This is a genomic window from Coriobacterium glomerans PW2, from assembly GCF_000195315.1.
Taxonomy (GTDB): Bacteria; Actinomycetota; Coriobacteriia; order Coriobacteriales; family Coriobacteriaceae; genus Coriobacterium; species Coriobacterium glomerans.
In genome coordinates this window covers 1,823,246-1,843,353 of the sequence record NC_015389.1, presented here as the reverse complement: position 1 = coordinate 1,843,353, position 20,108 = coordinate 1,823,246, and the positions used below count along the sequence as shown (strand labels likewise).

Here is a 20,108-nt window from a genome sequence, read left to right as displayed (position 1 = left end):
GGGGCGAGCCCGACGAATGCGATGCGCATCTCGTTGAGGTCATTGTGATATCACCATGGAATCACGTCAAGAAAAAGCCTGGGGATATCGGCGGATTTTTCAGCTGCGAGGCAAAAGGACTTCAACGATCTTCGCACCTTACAAAACTGAAAGGGAGCTGTAAGCTAAATCGATGGCAGCCGGCCTGCGCACCTGCCAAGATGGGTGCAGGAGGTTGAGATCATGGAGAACACGAACGAAAGCGATTCAAGGCGAAGTCCGTATGAAATACCGCAATCAACGCGCCAGCGGCGACGGCGCGGTTGCGCCGGTATGTCACATATCGAGGCAGTCGCTTGGCTTGTCATCATGATGCTGCTTGCCGCTGCCATGATCTGGCTTCTATGGAAGACGTCGCATTGATGCAGAAGAGCTATCAAAGGAGAGGATACGCGATGAAAAATACGGCGGATGGCTTCGCGACCATGACAGGCGAGCGCGCCGGCGCGCAAAGGAGCTGGGGCTCTGACGTATCAGAAGCTCAGACCGTGCTCGAGGCGGTGCATATCGAGAAGGTGTACGGATCGCGCGGCAATGTGACGCGTGCGCTGGCCGACGTCTCGTTCAGCGTGAGCCAAGGTGAGTTCGTCGGGATCATGGGGCCCTCCGGTTCGGGCAAGTCGACATTGCTCAACTGCGTATCCACGATCGATTCGGCGACGAGCGGCTCGGTGCTCATCAACGGAGCGGACGTCACGAAGCTGAAGTCCGACGGACTCACGCGCTTTCGCCGCGAGCAGCTCGGCTTCATCTTTCAAGACTCGAACCTGCTTGACACGCTGACGGCACGTGAGAACATCGCGCTGCCGCTCACGATCTCGCGCGTTCCCGCCAAGGAGACGCTGCGGCGCGTCGATGAGGTCGCCGGGCGGCTCGGTATCGCCGAGTCGCTCAACAAGTATCCCTACCAGCTCTCCGGTGGCCAGCAGCAGCGCGTCGCCGCCGCGCGTGCGCTGGTGACCGATCCGGCTGTCATCATGGCCGACGAGCCCACCGGTGCGCTCGACTCGAAGAACGCCAAGCTGCTGCTCGAGAGCTTCGAGACCATGAACGAGCGGTATCGGGCGACCGTGCTCATGGTCACCCATGACAGCTTCGCGGCAAGCTACACCCATCGCGTGCTGTTCATCCGCGACGGGCGGATCTTCACCGAGCTGTACCGCGGTGACACCTCCCGGCATGAGTTCTTCAGCCGGATCATGGAGATCGTCGCGATGATGGGTGGGGAGGGCTCCGATGCTCTGTAGACTCGCTTGGGGCAACGTGCGCCGAGCGGGCCGCGACTACTTGGTCTACCTGCTCACCCTGGCGTTCGGCGTCACCGTCTTCTATGCGTTCAACACCATCTCGATACAGATCGACTACGCGGGGCTCGGCGATGACAGCATATCGACCTCGCTCGGCGGCATGATCTTCGGTCTCACGATCTTTCTCGCCTTCGTTCTCGGCTTTCTCATGGTGTATGCCAATAACTTCATCATGAAGCGCCGCAAGAAGCAGTTCGGGCTCTATCAGATCCTCGGAATGAGGCGCACGCAGGTCGCGCGTATCATGACGATGGAGACCCTGTTCGTCTCGATCGCGGCGCTCGTGCTCGGCGTCGCTATGGGCGTGGGCCTCTCCCAGCTCATGGTGTTCTTCACCGCGTCGCTGTTCAAGGCGCAGATCTCGAGCTTCCACTTCTTCTTCTCGATGGAGGCGCTGCTGATCACCGTCGAGTGCCTGGCCGCGATCTTTCTCGTCACGCTCGTGTTCAACCTGCGCGTCGTCGCTCGGGCAAAGGTCATCGATCTCATCAGCGCCGGACGGCATAGCGAGACGGTGAGAACGCGCAGTCCGCGCATCTCCGCGGTCATCTTCCTTATCGGCGCCGTGCTGATCGGGGTCGCCTACGCGCGTCTTATCCATGACGGGATGCCCCTGGACGGCTACCCCGAGTCGCTCATGAAGTTTCTCATCACGACGATCATGGTGATCCTCGGCACGATCCTGCTGTTCTTCGGGCTCTCGGGATTTCTGATCGAGGTGCTGCAGCGCGCTCGGGTCATTTATTGGCGTGGCCTCAACATGTTCACGTTGCGGCAGCTCGCGGCCAAGGTGAACACGGTATCGTTCTCCATGGCCGTCATCTCGATGATCCTATTTCTCGCGATCACGTCAGTGAGCTGCGGTATGTCGATCGCGAGCGCTATGACCTCGATGCTCGAGGAGTCGACGCCCGCTGATTTCACCATCGGCTTGATGTATACCTACCCGATGCGTCTCAGCGCGCAGCTGAATCCGAGAGACGGGCAAGCCGCGCAAGATACCGACGAGGTCGCCGCCGCGCTGCGGCGTGAACCGATCGACATGCTTGATCAGGCGCACAAGCAGGCTGGAAGCAACTGGCGGGCCGGTAGGGGCAGCTCCTCGGCTGCGGCGCGCGAGCTCGATTCGATCCTCGGCAGACATGTGCAGGTGAACCTCTACAGCCCAAAGCCGGTTGGCTCCGATAAGAGCGTGCTCTCACTCGGAACCATCGTGAGATCTCTCGGGGAGAACATGCCCGCAGGCATGAAGGGCTCCGATGCCGATCTCGTCGGGCTCACCATGGTGTCGGCCAGCGACTGGAATCGGTATCGCGAGTTCCGCGGCATGGAACCGGTCGATCTGGGAGACGACGGGTACACGCTGCTTGCGATCGCCGGTGACACGGTGACCGGCGTCTACAATCGCGCTCTGGGATCGGGCATGGAGATCGATATCGCCGGGCACAGTCTTCATCCGAGACAGAAGCAGCTGGAACGCACCGCGAGCAGCTTCGGAAACGGGGAAACCGGCGGCGGCGGGGGCACGGTTGTCGTGCCCGACGCCGTGATCCGCGACGCTGATCTGCCGCTCGCGACAAGCTATCTGCTGCTCGACTACAAATCAGGTGTTTCCGTCGAGCAGGGCGATCGCATCGCCGGAAAGGTGATGCCGAACGGCCCCATCGAGAACTCCGATGACATCAATATCGCGCAATGGTTCGGTGCCGATTCGCGCACCGACGTGAACCTCACCGCCAACTCGACACGCGGCATCATCAGCTATCTGTCGATCTACATCGGCTTCGTGCTCGTGGTGGCCTGCGCCTCCATTCTGACGATTCAGCAGCTCTCGAGCGTCGCAGATTCGAGCAGAAGCGTCCGCATCCTCTCGGAGCTCGGCACGGCGCGCCGCGAGATCATGCACTCGGTGCTCGGGCAGCAGATCGTCTACTTCGCTTTTCCGCTCATCGTGGCCGGCGCCCACTCGCTCGTGGCGCTCAGCGTGGTGATCCAGCTCGTCAAGCTGCTGGGAGGTCTGACCATCGCCGACACCGTGGGGGTGGTCGTGGCGATCTTCGTGCTCGCCTACGGGGGATACTTCCTTGTCACCTATGCGATGAGCAAAAGCATCGTGCGTGATGCGATCCGGGTGCGGCACACCGAGTAGCGCCGTGAAGACGTGCGACCCCGCTGTGGCGGGGTCGTGTCGTCTGCGTTCGCAGATCGAGTCAGCCTGTACCGAACCGCGCGCATCCGCTCAGCGCCACGCGTTGCGCTGAGCGTGAGATGCGTTGCGCTGACGTTGCGATTCAAGGCGCGCATCCCCTGCAAAGATTAGTCCGCTCCATGCGTCGCGCAGGCGTATCGCTATGGTATCCTTCGCTTATGGTTTTCTCGGTGAACGGTATCTTTTGAGTAATGAGCGGGAAGCACCTGACAACACGCCTAACGCGCAGCTCGCCGTCGAAAGAGACCAGATAGGAGCGCGCACGCGCTTATGTCTGCGCGCACGAGTCATTGAGGAGCGTGGTTGCGCTATGAAAGAGGAATGGCGAGGTTTTACAGGTGGAAACTGGGAGCATGAGGTCGATGTCCGCGACTTCATCCAGAAGAACTACAGGCCCTACGAGGGCGATGCATCGTTTCTCTCTGGTCCGACGAAGCGGACGACAGAACTTTGGAACACGGTTCTCGATCTGCTGATCCAAGAACGCGAGCGCGGAGGAGCGCTCGATATGGATACCGATGTCGTGACCGGCATCGTGAGCCATCCGGCCGGATACATCGACAACGCTCATCCGGAGCGCGAGGCGATCGTCGGTCTGCAGACCGATAAGCCTCTCAAGCGGGCACTTCATGTCAATGGTGGCGTCCGCATCTCGATGCAGGCTGCCGAGCAGCACGGATATCATATCGATCCGGAGATCGTCGAGACCTACACGTATCATCGCAAGACCCATAACGCCGGTGTCTTCGATGTCTACACGCCCGAGATGCGCGCCTGCCGCAGTGCGCATATCATAACGGGCCTGCCCGACGGCTACGGACGCGGCCGCATCATCGGAGACTATCGGCGCGTGGCTCTCTACGGGGTCGATTTTCTGATCGAGGACAAGAAGGCGCAGAAGGCTTCGACGCCTGTTGTCATGACCGAGGAGAACATTCGAGACCGCGAGGAGCTCCAAGAGCAGATCCGCGCACTCGGCGAGCTCAAGATGATGGCGGACTTCTACGGCTTCGACATCTCACGGCCTGCGGCGAATACGCAAGAAGCCATCCAATGGACGTACTTCGCCTACCTGGCCGCCGTCAAGGAGCAGAACGGTGCAGCGATGTCGATGGGGCGCACGTCCTCATTCATTGACATCTACGCCGAGCGCGACCTGGCTGCCGGCAGTCTCAGCGAGGAGCAGATTCAGGAGCTCGTCGATCATTTCATCATGAAGCTGCGCATGGTCAAGTTCGCGCGCACGCCCGAATACCAGAATCTGTTCTCCGGCGACCCGCAATGGGTCACGGAGTCCATCGGCGGCATGGGCGTGGACGGCCGAACGCTTGTGACGAAGACGGCCTTCCGCTATCTGCATACCCTCGAGAACATGGGTACCTCGCCGGAGCCCAACCTCACGGTGCTGTGGTCGACGCGGCTGCCTCAGCCATTCAAGGAATTCTGCGCGAGGACCTCGATCGCCAGCTCGTCGATCCAATACGAGAACGATGATCTCATGCGGGTCTACCACGGTGATGACTATGCGATCGCGTGCTGCGTCTCATCGATGCGCATCGGGAAGGAGATGCAGTTCTTCGGTGCTCGAGCTAATCTCGCGAAGTGCCTGCTATACGCTTTGAACGGCGGTGTCGATGAGGTATCGAAAAAACAGGTCGGTCCGAAGTATCGCCCGGTCAGCGGTGATACGCTCGATTATGATGATGTGATCGACAAGTTCGACGACATGATGGAGTGGCTCGCGAGCGTGTATGTCAACTCGCTCAACATCATCCATTACATGCATGACAAGTACTGCTATGAGCGAATCCAGATGGCGCTGCACGACAAGCACGTCCATCGTTGGTTCGCAACCGGCATCGCGGGGCTCTCCGTGGTCGCTGACTCGCTTTCCGCCATCAAGTACGCCAAAGTTCATCCTGTGCGCGATTCCGACGGCATCATCGTCGACTTCAAGATCGAGGGGGATTTCCCCAAATTCGGAAACGATGATGACCGGGTGGACAGGATGGCTCACGATGTCGTGCACCAGTTCATGGAGTTCGTTCGCATGAACGACACGTATCGAAATTCGGTTCCCACGACCTCGGTGCTTACCATCACCTCGAACGTGGTATACGGAAAGAAGACCGGTTCGACACCGGATGGCCGCGAGGCCGGCGTGCCGTTCGCCCCCGGTGCGAACCCCATGCACAAGCGCGACAGTCACGGTGCCATCGCCTCTCTGAGTTCGGTATCCAAGCTGCCGTTCCATGACGCGCAAGATGGCATATCGAACACGTTCTCGATCGTGCCGGCCGCGCTCGGCAAGCCCGATCAGGTGTTCTTCGGTGATATCGATCTCGATGGCGTGGAGATATCGCTTGAGAACGCAGCGTGCGGCGCCTGCGCCGATGACCCATCAGCACCCGAGGATGCGATCGATCTCGACCGGTAGCCGGCGACGTCTGCGCACACGACCGCGATGCATAAGTGATATGGTTAAAGCAGCAATTGATCTCTGTTTGATTCGATCAAGGGAGTGGAAGATGAAAGTCAAAGATGTAGCCGAGGCACAGGCTGACAATCTGGTTGGCATGCTCGATGCCTATACGGAGAAGGGCGGGCACCATCTGAATGTCAACGTGTTCGATCGTGATACGCTCCTCGACGCGCAGCAGCATCCGGAGAAGTACCCGCAGCTCACGATCAGGGTCTCCGGTTACGCGGTCAATTTCAACAATCTCACGAGGGAACAGCAGGATGAGGTTATCTCCCGCACGTTCCACGAGGGAATGTAGCGAGGCGGCGCACAGCTCTTCGCGACTATACGAGTGATTCTCGAACCCCTCGGTTGCTCACGCGGTTGGCGTGCAGACGTGGGGAGCGCATCACTTCAGTGTGAAGACGATCCGACAAGCAGTCGGGTCGTCTTTTCTTTACCGCATAAGCGATGGATAATGGATGCGAGGAAGAGGCTGCGTCAAGCAGACACGAGGAGCGATGCATGTCAATGGAGGCAAGAGAGCTATCCGGATCCGATAGGCCGTCGGCGTTCGCACGCGGATCGATCCATTCGATCGAGACCATGGGCACGGTCGATGGACCGGGAATCCGCTTCGTCGTCTTCTGCCAGGGTTGCCCCATGCGTTGCGCATACTGCCACAACCCGGATACCTGGCGCGTCGATTCGGGCGCGTCCGTGACTGTCGAGCATCTCGTGGAGGAGTTCGAGAGCAACCGATCATTCTATAAGACGGGCGGGATCACGGTTTCGGGTGGAGAGCCGCTGCTGCAGCCCGACTTCGTCGGCGATCTGTTCGGTGCTATGCACGACAGCCCGTCCGGCCGCGTACATACGTGCCTTGACAGCTGCGGCTACGCGTATGATCCCAGGCGGCCCGATCGGTTCGAGCACCTGTTTGACGAATGCGATCTCGTGCTGCTTGATATCAAGCATGCTGATCCCGAGGAGCATCGCTCCCTGTGCGGGTGCGACATGGATTCGATTCTGGCATTCGGTGAGGAGCTTTCACGCCGCAAGATCGCGACGGTCATCCGGCATGTGATCGTACCCGGCTTGACCGATACGGTCGAGGAGTGCACGCGGGTGGGTAGGCTGATCGCCAGCTGGCGCAATGTGGTCGGCCTCGAGCTGCTTGCCTACCACACCTTGGGTGTGTCCAAATACGAGCAACTCGGCATCCCGTATCGACTTGCGGGCGTGCCTCAGATGGATTCAAGACACCTGCCGGAGCTGCGCCGTGCCGTCTTGAGGGGAATGAAGGAGGGGCGAGCTGGGTAATACAGCTGCCCGTCAAACTTGCGAGCGGCCCCGATGCAGCGCTGAAGGGGATATCGCAGGTATCTTCTGAGCGGATATGCGGCCCTCGCCGCGTCGCTCGAACCGCGAACTTCGAGTCCCACCTGCTAAAACAGACTTCGTTCATAGATCTTTCCGATTCATGCGGAAGCTGAAAGCATGGAAAGCCCTGTTCAGTGCCCATAGCATACAAGCTGTGAGAGAGGAGTCAGGGGCCATGCAGGATACTGCGTTTGCTGCGTATATCGCTTCGGCGCGCGGAAAGACCCCTGCCGAGATCGCGACGCATCTTCAGGTGAGCATTCGGACGGTTCGCACATATGTGAAGCGCGTCAACGCCGCGATGAACGGTTTCGCCAAGATCCGACTCATCCGCGGCCACGGTTACAAGCTCGAGATCGAATGTCGCGATCAATTTGCCGCATGGATGCGCGACACGCGAATCATGTCGAGCACCGAACTGCCCCAGACACCGCATGGGCGCGTCACATATCTGCTGAACGATCTTCTGATGAGAAGCGGCTGGATTACCCTCGAGGAGCTCGCCGGCATCCTGTTTGTTTCGCGAACGGCGATCTGCAACGATATGAAAGAAGTGGAGCGCGCGCTCGAATGCTTCGGACTCAGGCTGAGGCGCCGACCGCACTATGGCATTTGCGTCGTCGGCTCCGAGATGGCGCGGCGCCTGTGTCTGGCGAGCATCATCATGGAGGCCTATGGTCAAACCAAGCAGGGGTCCTCCTTTTTCCTCGGTGCCGATGAGGCGCCCGCTGAAGGAGAACCCAAGCTCAGCATGATCGCCTCGTGCGTCGGCGAGGTGTTGGAACGATATCGGTTCCAAATCAACTCCGTCTCGTATCAAAACCTGCTCGTGCATATCGCGGTCGCGCTCATGCGCATCAAGGAGAGTTGTCGGGTCCCCATGATGCCGGAGGACATCGCCGCCATCAGGGGATCACGTGAGTATCCGCCTGCCTGCGAAATCGCCTGCAACATTCTTACGAAGATCGGAGTGGAGCTTCCCGAGGAGGAGATCGCCTATATCGCCATCCATCTTGCCGGCAAGCAGACGCTCAGCATCGAGGCAGACGATCACGGTCTGGTCATATCGGATGAGGTCTGGGGCGTGGTCTCCGAGATGCTCGAGTGCGTATGGAAGGTGTTTCGGTTCGACTTCAGAAACGATATCGAGCTTCGGTTCAACCTGGCTCGTCACATCGTCCCCCTCGCTGTCCGAATGCGCTATAAAATGCGCCTCAAAAACCCGCTCCTCTCAGATATCCAGACCCGTTATCCGCTGGCGTATTCCATGGCGACCGATGCATCAACGATTCTCATGGATCGCTACGGCTCGACGCTCTCTGCCGATGAGACCGGCTACATCGCGCTCGCGTTCGCGCTCGCGCTCGAACGCCAGAAGAGCGCGGGTTCCAAGAAGAACATTCTCATGGTCTGCGCTTCGGGTGCGGGCAGCTCACGGTTGCTCGAGTACCGCTGTCGACAGGAGTTCGGCGCCTATATCGACAAGATCATATCCTGTGACGCGCTCAATCTCTCCAAAGTTGACTTCGCTGAGATCGATTACGTGTTCACGACCGTGCACATCGCCGAGACGTTGCCGGTTCCCGTGCTCGAGATGAGGTACTTTCTGGGTTCCGACGAAGTTGAGCAGGTTAAAAAGCTCCTGCGCACAGATCGCATCGACAGCGACTGGGTGCGTCGGTATTTCAGCCGAGACCTGTTTTTCGCGCATCTGAGCTTTGATTCCAAGCAGGAGGCACTTGATCATCTGATCGATCGCGTCTGCGAGAGGAAGACCGTCGAAGATCGGTTTCGAGAGCTCGTATGGAAGCGCGAGATGACCGCCGCGAGCGCATTCGGCAACAGCGTCGCCATGCCCCATCCGCTCGAGCCGGCGAGTGCGGAGACGTTCGTATGCGTCGGCGTACTCGATAAACCAGTGCCCTGGGATGAGTTCGGTCATGTCGTTCAGGTGATATTTCTCTCTTCGTTTTCCGCAGACAGCGGCATTGAGCTGCAGGGACTGTACAGCCGCCTTGCAGATCTGCTTGTGAGCGCACACGCGATCACAGAGCTCGTGACAGATCAGCGCTGGGAGACGCTTGAGAATCTACTGAGGGAGCAGCCCGACCCGCCTTCTTTCGTCGATGCTCGAGGAGCATGACGTGGAGATATCGCTCGTATGAGAAAACTCGGATGGTCTGCTGAGGAGGTGAATGGCATGGAAGAGCAACAAAGCGCAGCGGTTGACGCGGAGAGTCAGGAGATGATCTCCTTCGGGATCGTCGCATCGGCAGGAGAAGCCCGCAGCTTGGCGTTCGAGGCGCTCAAAGCGGCGAGAGACCATGATTTCGATATGGCCGATGAGCTGCTCGCCCGCTCGAAAAAGGCCGCTCTCGGCGCGCACAGAGCGCAGACGGCCCTACTCAGCCGGGAGGCCGACGGCGACCATACGCCGGTCGACGTGCTTCTGGTGCACGCACAGGATCATCTCATGACCTCGATGCTCGCTCAAGAGCTCATCGCGGAGCTGATCTATCTGCATCGAGCGAAACAGGATCGAAAGGTTAGAGAGGAACGCGTGAGGGAGCAGGATTAAGCAGGATCACAGGGTCGCCCGAGCGCTGAGCGCACAGGCGAGATGGAGGGAAACGGTCATGAAGGTATTGCTGGTTTGCGCGGGTGGCATGTCCACAAGCATCCTGATGAAGAAGCTTGAATCATATGCAGCTGCCAACGACATCGATTTCGAGATTGCCGCCGTCGGCCTGAGCGCATACAAGGACATCGCTCAAGACTACGACTGCATACTCGTGGGTCCCCAGGTGGGCTACCAAAGCGACATCATCGCCAAGGAGAGCGGTCTCAATGTCGAGGTCATTCCACCACAAGATTACGGCTTGGCGCGCTGCGAGAACATTTTCAAGCTCATCGATAAGACGCTGGCGAAATAAGTTTCCAGGGCAAAGGAGAGACGCTATGGAAGATCTGTTTAACAGCCCGGTGATGATCAAGCTTCAGAAGTTCGGCCAGATGCTCGGTCGCAACAAGTTCCTCTCGGGGCTGCAGGGCGCGATGATGTCCTCGATGGGTGTGATCATGGTGGGTGCGCTGTTCCAGATCATCTGCTCGGTCGGCGGCGAGAGGATGCTCGGTCTGTTCACCACCGGCGACAATGTGTACAACATCTTGTATTCCCCGTACAACTATACGATGAACATGCTGTCGCTGTGGATCACCGGCATGCTCGCCTACAACTATGCGCGCAATGTAGGGATCAAGTCCCCCATCATCAGCGCGGTCGAAGCCCTGGCGGCGTTTCTGCTGTGCGCGGGCACGCTGTCCGTCACAGAATCGGGCAACACGGTCATGGACACGACCTATCTCGGCGCACAGGGCATGTTCGTCGGCTTCATCGTGGCATTTGCATCCGTTCGCGTGGACAAGATCTGCGTCGACAGAAACATCTATATCAAGATGCCCGATATCGTACCGCAGTTCCTGCAGGATGGATTCGCGGGCATCGTGCCGATGCTCGTCATCATCGCGATATTCCTAGGGGTCCAGACTCTCGTCACCGTTGGAACCGGAGGAGCATATTCTGTGTGCTCCGGATTCATGTTCGTGTTCAGCGCGCCTCTGAACACGCTCACCTCGGTTCCGGGAATGTTCGTACTCTGCATCTTTGCTGGTCTGCTGTGGTGTTTCGGCATCCATGGAACCATGATTCTCGTGTCGGTCATCATGCCGCTTAGCCTTCAGGCTGCCGTAGCCAACGGTGCCGCTCATGCTGCAGGGCAAGCATTGGTTTTTTATCCGGTTGCCTTATTCTACGGCATGTCGATCGCAGGCGGTACGGGCAACACGCTCCCGCTTGTGCTCATGAGCCTGAGGTCGAAGTCCGAGCAGATGCGCGCCGTCGCCAAGGCCGGGCTTATCCCCGGGTGGTTCAACATCAACGAGCCGGTCACCTTCGGTATGCCCATCATGTACAACCCGGTGCTCTGTATCCCCTATGTGCTCAATATTCCTCTTGTGATGCTGTTCTGGTACATAGGATATGCGACCGGCATCATCATACCCAGGTGGATCTCGGTCGGCGCGGTGCTCCCCATGGGCTTCGGTAGCTACCTTACGACGCTGAATCCGATGAACGCCGTCTGGGATTACCTTTCCATAATACCGGCGGGCATCGTCTGGTTTCCGTTCTTCAAGGCCTATGAGCGGCAGCTGGTCGCAAAGGAGCAGGCTGCGAAGGAGGCAGAGCTCACGTCTGCAGCCGCGTGAGGCCGATTCTTCGAGATGGTCTGATTTCCGCTCGCGACGATTGGATCTTCTCGATATGATATGGATGCACGCAGTTTTTGAACAGGGCATTTTTGCACAAGATGACGGAAGGAGAACATGATGGCATTTCCCGAAGGCTTTCTCTGGGGAGGAGCGACCGCTGCCAACCAGTACGAGGGCGCCTACCTTGAAGATGGAAAGGGGCTGAACACATCAGACGTTCTCACGGCAGGGTCTCACACCACGCCGAGGCGCATCACATGGGAGAATCCTCAGACCCATGAGACGGGATCGACCGGTATGGGCTTCGGCAGTCCGATGGAGTTCCCCGAGGGGGCTGTGCCCGCAGTGATCGATGGCGAGTACTACCCCAGCCATGTGGCGACGGATTTCTATCACCATTATGCCGAGGACATCGCGCTCATGGGTGAGATGGGCTTCAAGGCCTTCAGACTCTCCATGAACTGGGCGAGGATATTCCCGAATGGCGATGACGCCGAGCCGAATGAGGCGGGTTTGGCATTCTACGATGCCGTGTTCGACGAATGCGCTAAACACGGTATCGAGCCTCTGGTCACGCTTTCCCATTATGAGACGCCTCTGTCGCTGACTATCAATTACGGAGGCTGGAAGAGCAGGAAACTCGTCGGCTTCTTCGAGAGATACGCCGAGACCGTCTTTCGGCGCTATCGCGGCAAGGTCAAATATTGGCTTACGTTCAATGAGATCAATCTCATGAGCATGGCGGGCTTCATGGCTGGTGGTGTGACCGACACGAGCGAGCAGGCGCGAGCGCAGGCCGCGCATCACCAGTTCGTCGCCAGCTCGTTGGCGGTCAGGGCGGCGCATGAGATCTCTCCTGACATTCGCGTCGGTCAGATGCTGGCGTATCAGCCTGCATATGCGTTGAGCTGCGATCCGGCAGATCAGCTGCTTGTTCAGGAGCGCAGCCATGCAACGCTGTGGTACGCCGACGTGCAGACGGGCGGCGCCTACCCGGAGTACCGCCTGCTCGAGATGAAGCGCAAGGGTATCGAAGTGTCCATGGAACCGGGCGATCTCGAGCTGCTGTCCCACTACCCGGCTGATTTTCTGAGCTTCTCATGCTATGGCTCGACGACGCTGACCACGCATGAGTCCGATGCAGGAGCCGGCAACTTCGTCTTCGGCGTGAAGAATCCCTATCTCAAGACGAATGCCTGGGGCTGGGCGACTGATCCGGCATGTCTGCGTTTGGCGTTGAACACGCTGTACGATCGCTATCACAAGCCGTTGTGGATCGTCGAGAACGGCATCGGCTGGGATGACGTGAAAGAGGCCGACGGGAGCGTGCACGACTCGTATCGCATCGACTACCTGAGGGAGAACATCGCTTCCATGCGCGACGCGGTGACGCTGGACGGCGTGGAGCTCATGGGTTACACCATGTGGGGTTGCATCGATCTCGTCTCAGCCGGCACCGGTGAGATGCGCAAGCGCTACGGATTCGTATACGTGGACCGCGATGACGAGGGCCAAGGCACGCTCGCGCGCTCGAAAAAGGACAGCTTCCTCTGGTATAAGAAGGTCATCGCCTCAAACGGAGAGGATACGGAATAGCGCAATGAGAATCGTCCGGACGCTCGACATCACCTCTGATGAGTTCTTCGACTACCTCGAGCAGCGTCTGCTCACCGAGATCGAGCACGCGACAGGCGAGCGACATGCGCCTTCGGTGCTCAAGGCGGGCTTTCGCTATGTCAGCGATCCGGACGATCGATATCGGAGAGCCGAGGTGAGAATTCTCGCTTACGTTCGCGGAATCGAATACCGCCTGAGCAGCGTGACCGCAACCGATGATGTTACGATAGGCTATAGGATCGAGCCGCATGCGGGCGGCATCGAGGTCACTTATACGCAAGAGATCGGGAGCGATCTCACAAGCTCGCAGGGTCCGCTCATGAGAGGTTTTTCTCAGGCGGTCTATCTGAGCCGCATGGCGCAATCCCTCATGGCAATCCAAGATGCGATCTTGGATGCGCGCGATGGGGTGCCTGTCACTTCATCGAGAGGGGCCTCATCAGGCCCCTCTCGTTTCGGCTCCGCTCGGCCCGGTCGAAGATTGCGCGACATGCTCATCGAGCGAAAACGCTGAGATCGCTCGCGCTTCAGACGCAAGCCGGTGCTCGCAAGAAGCTGGCTACGGGGAAAGGATGCGATATGGCACAGGAGAATCGCGGCGTCAAGATCGTGACCATCGGCGGTGGCAGCAGTTATACGCCCGAGCTGATGGAAGGCTTCATCAAGCGTTTCGAGGAGATGCCGATTCGCGAGATCTGGCTCGTCGACATCGAGGAGGGCCGCGAGAAACTCGAGATCGTCGGTGCCATGGCGCGGCGCATGTGGGAGGCCAGCGGGTACCCCACCCAAGTGCACACAACGCTCGACCGCCGCGCGGCGCTCCCCGATGCGGACTTCGTCACCACGCAGTTCCGCGTGGGCCTGCTTTACGCGCGCATCAAAGATGAGCGCATACCGCTTTCTTGGGGAATGCTCGGACAGGAGACCAACGGCGCCGGGGGCATCTTCAAAGCGTTCCGGACGATTCCGGTGATCGGCGAGATCATCGACGATATGCGCGAGCTGTGTCCAGAGGCCTGGCTTGTCAACTTCACGAATCCCTCGGGCATGGTGACCGAGGCCGCCATCAAACAGTTCGGATGGAGGCGCACGATCGGGCTGTGCAATGTTCCGGTGAACGCTATGCTCATGGAACCCAAGATCGTCGGCTATCCCGAGGGCGCAGAGGATCTGACATTTCGCTTCGCGGGACTCAACCATTTTCATTGGCATAGGGTGTTCGATCGAAGAGGCGCAGACATCACCGCGAGGGTCATCGAGCGGCTGAACGACCCCGACAACGGCATGCCCGTCAACATCGCCGATATCCCCTTCCCACTCGATCTCATTCGCGCAATCGGCATGCTGCCATGTGCCTACCATCGTTACTACTACCTGCACGCGGAGATGCTCGCTCACGCGCTCGAGGAGTTCGCACGTGGTGAGAGTCGCGCCGAGCAGGTCAAAAAAACAGAGGAAGAGCTGTTCGAACTCTACCGCGATCCCGCTCTCGATCACAAACCCGAACAGCTTGCGCGTCGTGGCGGGGCGCACTACTCAGATGCCGCCTGCGAGTGCGTGAACGCGATCTGGAACGACAAGCACGAGCACATGGTCGTATCCTGCGAGAACCGCGGCGCCCTCAGCGATCTGGCATCTGACTCGATCGTCGAGGTCTCGGCGCTCATTTCCTCGAAGGGAGCCGAGCCGATTGCCTGGGGTGAGATGCCGGCGCAGGAGCGCGGCTGGCTGCAGATGATGAAGGCTATGGAGGAATGCGTGATCGACGCCGCCATAACCGGTGATTACGGACGAGCGCTCGAGGCGTTCTGTCTGAATCCTCTGATTGAAAACGGGGCGGCCGCTCAGCACGTGCTCGATGAGCTTCTGATTGCGCATGAGCGCTATCTGCCCCGGTTCGCTGCAAAGATCGTCGAGCTGAAGTCCGCTGGCGTACAGGTGAGAGACGAGACGGCGGCACGGCTTGTGGCTCAAGGTCACTGAGCTTGCATCTCGCGGGAAGATCTCCGAGATCGCTCTGCGGGCGGGTATGGGCCCCGTCCGCAGAGCGCGAACTCAGCGGCCTGAGACGCTTCTCTGCTGTGCGCGGCGCGCGAGTTCCAGGCAACCGAGGATGCCCTGCTTTCCATCGAGGCTGTTCTCGACGATGTAGGTATCGATATCGCTGATCTCGGGCGTCACGATGTATCCGTTCAACAGAGCTACGACTTTCTTCCGCGCGAGACTCACGATAGGCGTGTGGTCGGCCACGCCGCCTCCGATGATGATGCGCTGCGGAGAGTAGCACAGCGTGTAGATGACGAGTGCCTGTGCGAGATAACCCGCCAGCAGATCCATGGCTTCGCCATCATCTGCCAGTTCATCGGCCTGCTTGTTGTTCCACCGTCGTTTGATAGCGGGTCCGGCGATCAGACCCTCGAGGCAGTTCGGATGATAGGGACAACCGCTCTCGGACCCGATGGTATCGCGAGGATCGAGCTGCAGAAGGATATGGCCGGCTTCGGGATGCATCATGCCGTGGAGCAGCTCCCCATCGATCATCACGCCGGCTCCCACGCCGGTACCGATGGTGAGATACACTGCGGTGTCCAAACCCCGCGCGCATCCATGGGTCGCCTCGCCCAGGCAAGCGGAGTTTACGTCCGTGTCGTAACCACAGGGGACATCAAGTTCGCTTTTGAGCGAACCGAGCAGGTCAAAGTAGCGCCAAGCGGTCTTCGGGGTTTCTAGGATCTGGCCGTAGCGCGGAGACGCCGGATTCACGGCTGTGGGACCGAACGCGCCGATGCCGAGCGCTGCGATTCCCTTATCGCGGAACCAGTCCGCCACGGCCTCCATCGTCTTGACGGGGTCGCCGGTGGGAATCTCCTCGCACTCGACTACGGTGCCGTCTGCGTATCCGGTTGCGACGACCATCTTTGTTCCGCCCGCCTCCAAGGCGCCGAGCAGTGTCTTACTCATCTCGAACTCCTTCCAGATCGTTGAGAACGAACAGGCGGCTGAGGCAAGTATAGCCTTGTAACTTGGATTGCAACAGCGTGAAACGGGTGAACTGTTTCATATGCGTTCTGCCCGCGACATCTCGCTGATCTGATAAGTAAACCGCATCGATGCGCAGTCATCGAGCTGGGAGGAGGTACATGGTTCCATGCGCCTTACCTTTTGTCAGCATATCGTTCCAATCGAATCACATTCCAGCTATGTTTGCCGAGAATGCCTCTTAGTACACTCTCCTCCACCCTAGAGGCATGAGAGCGTATGGGGCGAACGGTGTTTGGCGCTGTTTCCGTATTGATCGCCTTCATGTCGTTGCATGCCAGCACTAAATGCTCTTTTACCCGATAACCGCAAAATTGACGCAAATCGCAGGTTATCTCAACATCGTCGTTCAGATCCTTGTTCACGGCAAAGATCGTAAGGGATTGAGCCGCCTGATCCCATATGCATACACTGTCCAAGACCGACACGGTCCCATAGGTTCTGCTTTCATACCGCGGAGCGTTGGTCTGAGTGAGCAGAACAGTCCCCCTTCCATAGGTGCTGGCATGCAGATAGGGATAGAATATCGTCTGACGCCAAGCTCTTGTGTCGGAAGTCATTATCGGGGCTATTGCGTTCACCAACTGCGCAAGGCACGCGATCTTTACGCGATCAGCGTGTCTCAGCAGCGTTATGAGCATACTTCCGACCAGCAGAGCGTCCTCGAAGTTGTATACATCTTCCAGCTGGTGGGGCGCTTCACTCCATGGTCTGATCTGCTCGTCCTGCTCTTCGCTGTGATACCAGACGTTCCATTCGTCAAATGATAGTTCGATCTCTTTCTTTCGGTGTTTTTTCGCCTTGACCGCATCGCAGATGGATGCGACTCCTGAGATGTAGTCGTCCATGCACTGCGAGCCTGCAAGAAAATCAGTGGTATCGTTGTTTCTGTTTGCGAGATACAGATGCAGGGAAATATAGTCGACCTCGTCATAGCACTCATCCAGAACCTGATATTCCCATTCTCCGAAGGTGGGCATCGTCAGACCAGAGCTGCCGCATACTACGGTTTCAATGGTTTGATCCAGCGATTTCATAATCTGTGCGGTATTCGATGCGAGCCTTCCATATTCCCTTGCCGTCTTATGGCCTATCTGCCAGCTTCCATCCATCTCATTACCGAGGCACCAAAGCTTTATGTCGTGTGGTTTTGCATAGCCGTGAGCCCTGCGAAGATCGCTGTAATCAGTCCCCCCGACAAAATTGCAGTACTCAAGCAAGTTTTTGGCATCTTGGGGACCCTTGGTGCCAAGATTGACCGCCATCATGATGTCGCACCCCGCCTTGTCGGACCACTCTGTGAACTCATTCAGACCAAACTGGTTCGTTTCGATTGCCTGCCATGCTAGATCGATCTTTGCTGGTCTTCGATCTTTAGGCCCTACGCTGTCCTCCCAAGAAAACCCCGATACGAAATTGCCTCCAGGATAGCGGACGATCGGTACCCTCAGCTCTCTGACCAGGTTCAATGTGTCTTTTCGAAAGCCATGCTCATCGGAGTTCGGGTTCCCTTTCTGATAGATGCCACCGTACACGGCCCTTCCAAGATGCTCGATGAAGGAGCCGAATATCCTTCTGTCAACAGTGGCGATCTGATAGTGCTGGTTGATGAAGATCTCTGCTCTCTTCATTATTTCGGCCTCCTTTTCTGACAGGATGTCAGAACTTGGCTTGACAGACGCACAACAAGAGGAGATGCGAGAAGGATGGGTGAGCGGATGCCCTGCACCTCTCTGAGTTAGATGGCAGCAACTCGTGGAACATCTTGAATATGACCGGCGTAGCTGTGATGGACCGGTGTCGCATCCCAAGGGCGAGGCAGATTCTGATCCGGATAGATTCTGGAGAGCAGCGAGTGGCCCACTGGATCGTATTCCCGAAGTTCGGCACGGGTGTTAAGGGGTCCGCGGACACCGTCCCAGCCACCGGTGTGCGATTCAGCCATGACATTGAACCACATGGCTGTCAACGTTGCAAAGTACTCCTCTGCATTGAGCATGAGGTATGTTCTCGGCCATAGAGCTGCGTCCCTGGCATGCTTATAGGCGTTGATCAGATCTTGAGCCAATGTCCGGTCTTGAAGTAGATCGATCCCGAGCAGATGGATAGCGTGTCCGAACTCATGGGCGAGAATGGACTCATCGGGATAGCGTGTTCGATGGATCCCATCGGTGATGCGCAGGATGTTTCTGGCAGAAATCGAGGTGGTCGTGTCTGTTGGCATGCCACCGTACCCTTCGACGGGTCGGTCCATGATCTGTGCGCCGCCGCGGTGCTCGGGGATATCATATACATCCTCATGTATGCCGTAGACAGCAACATCGGCGTTGCTTTCCACGAGCGCGGCGGCAATGTCAGATCGCTTGCCGAGCATGAGGTCGATGATCGCGGCTGCGAGCGTGTGTGTGTGGTACGAAACGTCATCTGAGGACTTGATCAGGATACCGCAGCGCGTTTTGGTGAATTTCGTATAGCGACCATGCCAGTTGCTGACTACGATCGAGCTATGCGGGTCTGCCTGATGATGGCTTTGGCTCTCGATACGAACGCTGAGCTGGATCTCGACGGTTCCGAGGTCTGCCAAGCTCAGCGGTTCCCTGACGATCAAGGTGGTGCGTTTCTTGTTCGGCTCATACACATTGAGCATGTTCCATTCCGCCTTGACATCATCGACGAGGTGCAGCTTCTTGCGGTTGCGTGTGAGCATGAAGTTCTCAGGATCGGCAGCGTTTTCAACCTCTTCATCCCAATACAGCTCGATCCGTTGCGGATCGATGATCTGGCTGAAGATGACCTTCGGACTCATGCTGTCTGACATCTGGAGAACCTCCTACTGTCTAGAGTGACAGCCGCAACTTCGTCTTCGACCTCATCGTAGCGATTGTCTCGAGTGCAAAGGGGGTATCGAGATTGTTTGTAAATTGCAGCCACCAAAGATTAGGTTCTGTCCACCTAGGTTCGATTGAAATGCCGCTGGTGGAATGTCGAGCGGTACCTGGTCGGCGTCATGCCGCAGCTTCGTTTGAACACTTTCATAAAATAGCGCGCATCCGAATACCCGACCGCCTTGCTGACAGCTTTGATGTTGTCATCGCTTTCAACGAGCATCGCTTTGGCGGCATCCATGCGAAAGCGTTCGATCTCTTTGGTGATGTTGATGCCGAATTTCTTCTTGTATGCTCGTGACAGGTAGCTCTTGTTGTAATTGAAATAGTCGGCGATCTGGTCGAGTGTGATCTGACCGAGCGCGTTGATGCGGATCCACTCGCGAACCGGCTGCAGCTCATGTTGTTGCATCGCTTGGGACCAGGCGAGCTGCTTTGTCTGGACGCTCACCTCATGCAGAATGCACGACAAGATGCTATCCAGATAGAGTTGAGGGACTTTGCGCTGATAGATATCAAGCAGCTGATTCGTCAGAACGGACACCCGATCAATCAGAAGCTCGTCGCTGTATTCGGGCAGCACGAGCGTGTAGGCGGCCTGTCGTGCGATATCGGCCTCATCGTGCAGTGCGTGGAGATCGGCAAGTATGAAATGGAACCAATCGAAGCGCAGCGTGGTCTCGATCGGTTGGAATCCACTGTGCTCTATGCCGGGGGGTACGATCAGAAATGATCCTTGCCCTGCGAGATAGCGCGAGTTTCCGATCTGGAGCGGCAGCGCACCGCAGATCGGACAGATGATCTCGTAACTGTCGATCACGCGTCGTTCATGGCACCATCCCTTTTTTCCCATGAAGGTCCCCGCAGAGATGAAACTGGGCGCGGGAGCTGCATCAATG

General features: G+C 57.9%; 16 protein-coding genes. 12 read left to right on the top strand and 4 right to left on the bottom strand.

Features of this window, described 5'->3' with window-relative positions; translation table 11 throughout:
- The first annotated feature begins 434 nt into the window (after positions 1 to 434).
- The 12 genes from CORGL_RS08105 to CORGL_RS08050 all read left to right on the top strand — a co-directional run bounded on the left by CORGL_RS08105 (position 435) and on the right by CORGL_RS08050 (position 15,268).
- Positions 435 to 1,286: an ABC transporter ATP-binding protein gene (locus tag CORGL_RS08105; protein ID WP_013709420.1), complete on the top strand. Its 852-nt coding sequence runs from the start codon at positions 435 to 437 to the stop codon at positions 1,284 to 1,286.
- Positions 1,276 to 3,495 (top strand): FtsX-like permease family protein, encoded by a 2,220-nt coding sequence (locus CORGL_RS08100; RefSeq protein WP_013709419.1) that lies wholly within the window; start codon positions 1,276 to 1,278, stop codon positions 3,493 to 3,495. Before CORGL_RS08105 ends, CORGL_RS08100 begins: the two co-directional genes overlap by 11 nt.
- A gap of 370 nt (positions 3,496 to 3,865) precedes the next feature.
- Positions 3,866 to 5,992 (top strand): formate C-acetyltransferase, encoded by a 2,127-nt coding sequence (gene pflB / locus CORGL_RS08095; protein WP_013709418.1) that lies wholly within the window; start codon positions 3,866 to 3,868, stop codon positions 5,990 to 5,992.
- A gap of 91 nt (positions 5,993 to 6,083) precedes the next feature.
- Positions 6,084 to 6,335: an autonomous glycyl radical cofactor GrcA3 gene (gene grcA3 / locus CORGL_RS08090; protein WP_013709417.1), complete on the top strand. Its 252-nt coding sequence runs from the start codon at positions 6,084 to 6,086 to the stop codon at positions 6,333 to 6,335.
- Between the two features lie 206 nt (positions 6,336 to 6,541).
- Positions 6,542 to 7,339 carry a pyruvate formate-lyase-activating protein gene (gene pflA / locus CORGL_RS08085; protein ID WP_013709416.1) on the top strand — a complete coding sequence of 266 codons (798 nt, stop codon included), beginning with the start codon at positions 6,542 to 6,544 and terminating at the stop codon, positions 7,337 to 7,339.
- A 235-nt stretch (positions 7,340 to 7,574) separates the two neighbouring features.
- On the top strand, positions 7,575 to 9,542 hold the full coding sequence (locus tag CORGL_RS08080; RefSeq protein WP_013709415.1) for a BglG family transcription antiterminator: 1,968 nt from the start codon (positions 7,575 to 7,577) through the stop codon (positions 9,540 to 9,542).
- Positions 9,543 to 9,599: 57 nt separating this feature from the next.
- A complete protein-coding gene (locus tag CORGL_RS08075; RefSeq protein ID WP_013709414.1) occupies positions 9,600 to 9,977 on the top strand; it encodes a PTS lactose/cellobiose transporter subunit IIA in 378 nt (125 codons plus the stop codon).
- 58 nt (positions 9,978 to 10,035) lie between these two features.
- Positions 10,036 to 10,332 (top strand): PTS sugar transporter subunit IIB, encoded by a 297-nt coding sequence (locus tag CORGL_RS08070; protein ID WP_013709413.1) that lies wholly within the window; start codon positions 10,036 to 10,038, stop codon positions 10,330 to 10,332.
- A 25-nt stretch (positions 10,333 to 10,357) separates the two neighbouring features.
- Complete coding sequence (locus tag CORGL_RS08065) at positions 10,358 to 11,665, top strand: PTS sugar transporter subunit IIC (protein ID WP_013709412.1); 1,308 nt, start codon at positions 10,358 to 10,360, stop codon at positions 11,663 to 11,665.
- Positions 11,666 to 11,785: 120 nt separating this feature from the next.
- A complete protein-coding gene (locus CORGL_RS08060; protein ID WP_013709411.1) occupies positions 11,786 to 13,264 on the top strand; it encodes a glycoside hydrolase family 1 protein in 1,479 nt (492 codons plus the stop codon).
- Positions 13,265 to 13,268: 4 nt separating this feature from the next.
- Positions 13,269 to 13,799, top strand: a complete 531-nt coding sequence (locus tag CORGL_RS08055) for a DUF3284 domain-containing protein (protein ID WP_013709410.1) — start codon at positions 13,269 to 13,271, stop codon at positions 13,797 to 13,799.
- Between the two features lie 65 nt (positions 13,800 to 13,864).
- Positions 13,865 to 15,268 (top strand): 6-phospho-beta-glucosidase, encoded by a 1,404-nt coding sequence (locus CORGL_RS08050; protein WP_013709409.1) that lies wholly within the window; start codon positions 13,865 to 13,867, stop codon positions 15,266 to 15,268.
- A 72-nt stretch (positions 15,269 to 15,340) separates the two neighbouring features.
- Here CORGL_RS08050 and CORGL_RS08045 read toward each other — a convergent pair whose 3' ends face one another.
- The 4 genes from CORGL_RS08045 to CORGL_RS08030 form a co-directional block, all read right to left on the bottom strand.
- Entirely contained in the window at positions 15,341 to 16,246 is a 906-nt protein-coding gene (locus CORGL_RS08045) for an ROK family protein (protein WP_013709408.1), read from the bottom strand.
- Between the two features lie 194 nt (positions 16,247 to 16,440).
- Positions 16,441 to 17,955 (bottom strand): arabinosylfuranosidase ArfA, encoded by a 1,515-nt coding sequence (gene arfA, locus CORGL_RS08040; protein ID WP_013709407.1) that lies wholly within the window; start codon positions 17,953 to 17,955, stop codon positions 16,441 to 16,443.
- A gap of 107 nt (positions 17,956 to 18,062) precedes the next feature.
- Positions 18,063 to 19,142 carry a hypothetical protein gene (locus CORGL_RS08035; protein ID WP_013709406.1) on the bottom strand — a complete coding sequence of 360 codons (1,080 nt, stop codon included), beginning with the start codon at positions 19,140 to 19,142 and terminating at the stop codon, positions 18,063 to 18,065.
- A gap of 134 nt (positions 19,143 to 19,276) precedes the next feature.
- Positions 19,277 to 20,062, bottom strand: coding sequence for a helix-turn-helix domain-containing protein (locus tag CORGL_RS08030; protein ID WP_156789829.1), 786 nt, complete (start codon positions 20,060 to 20,062; stop codon positions 19,277 to 19,279).
- Between the last annotated feature and the right edge of the window lie 46 nt (positions 20,063 to 20,108).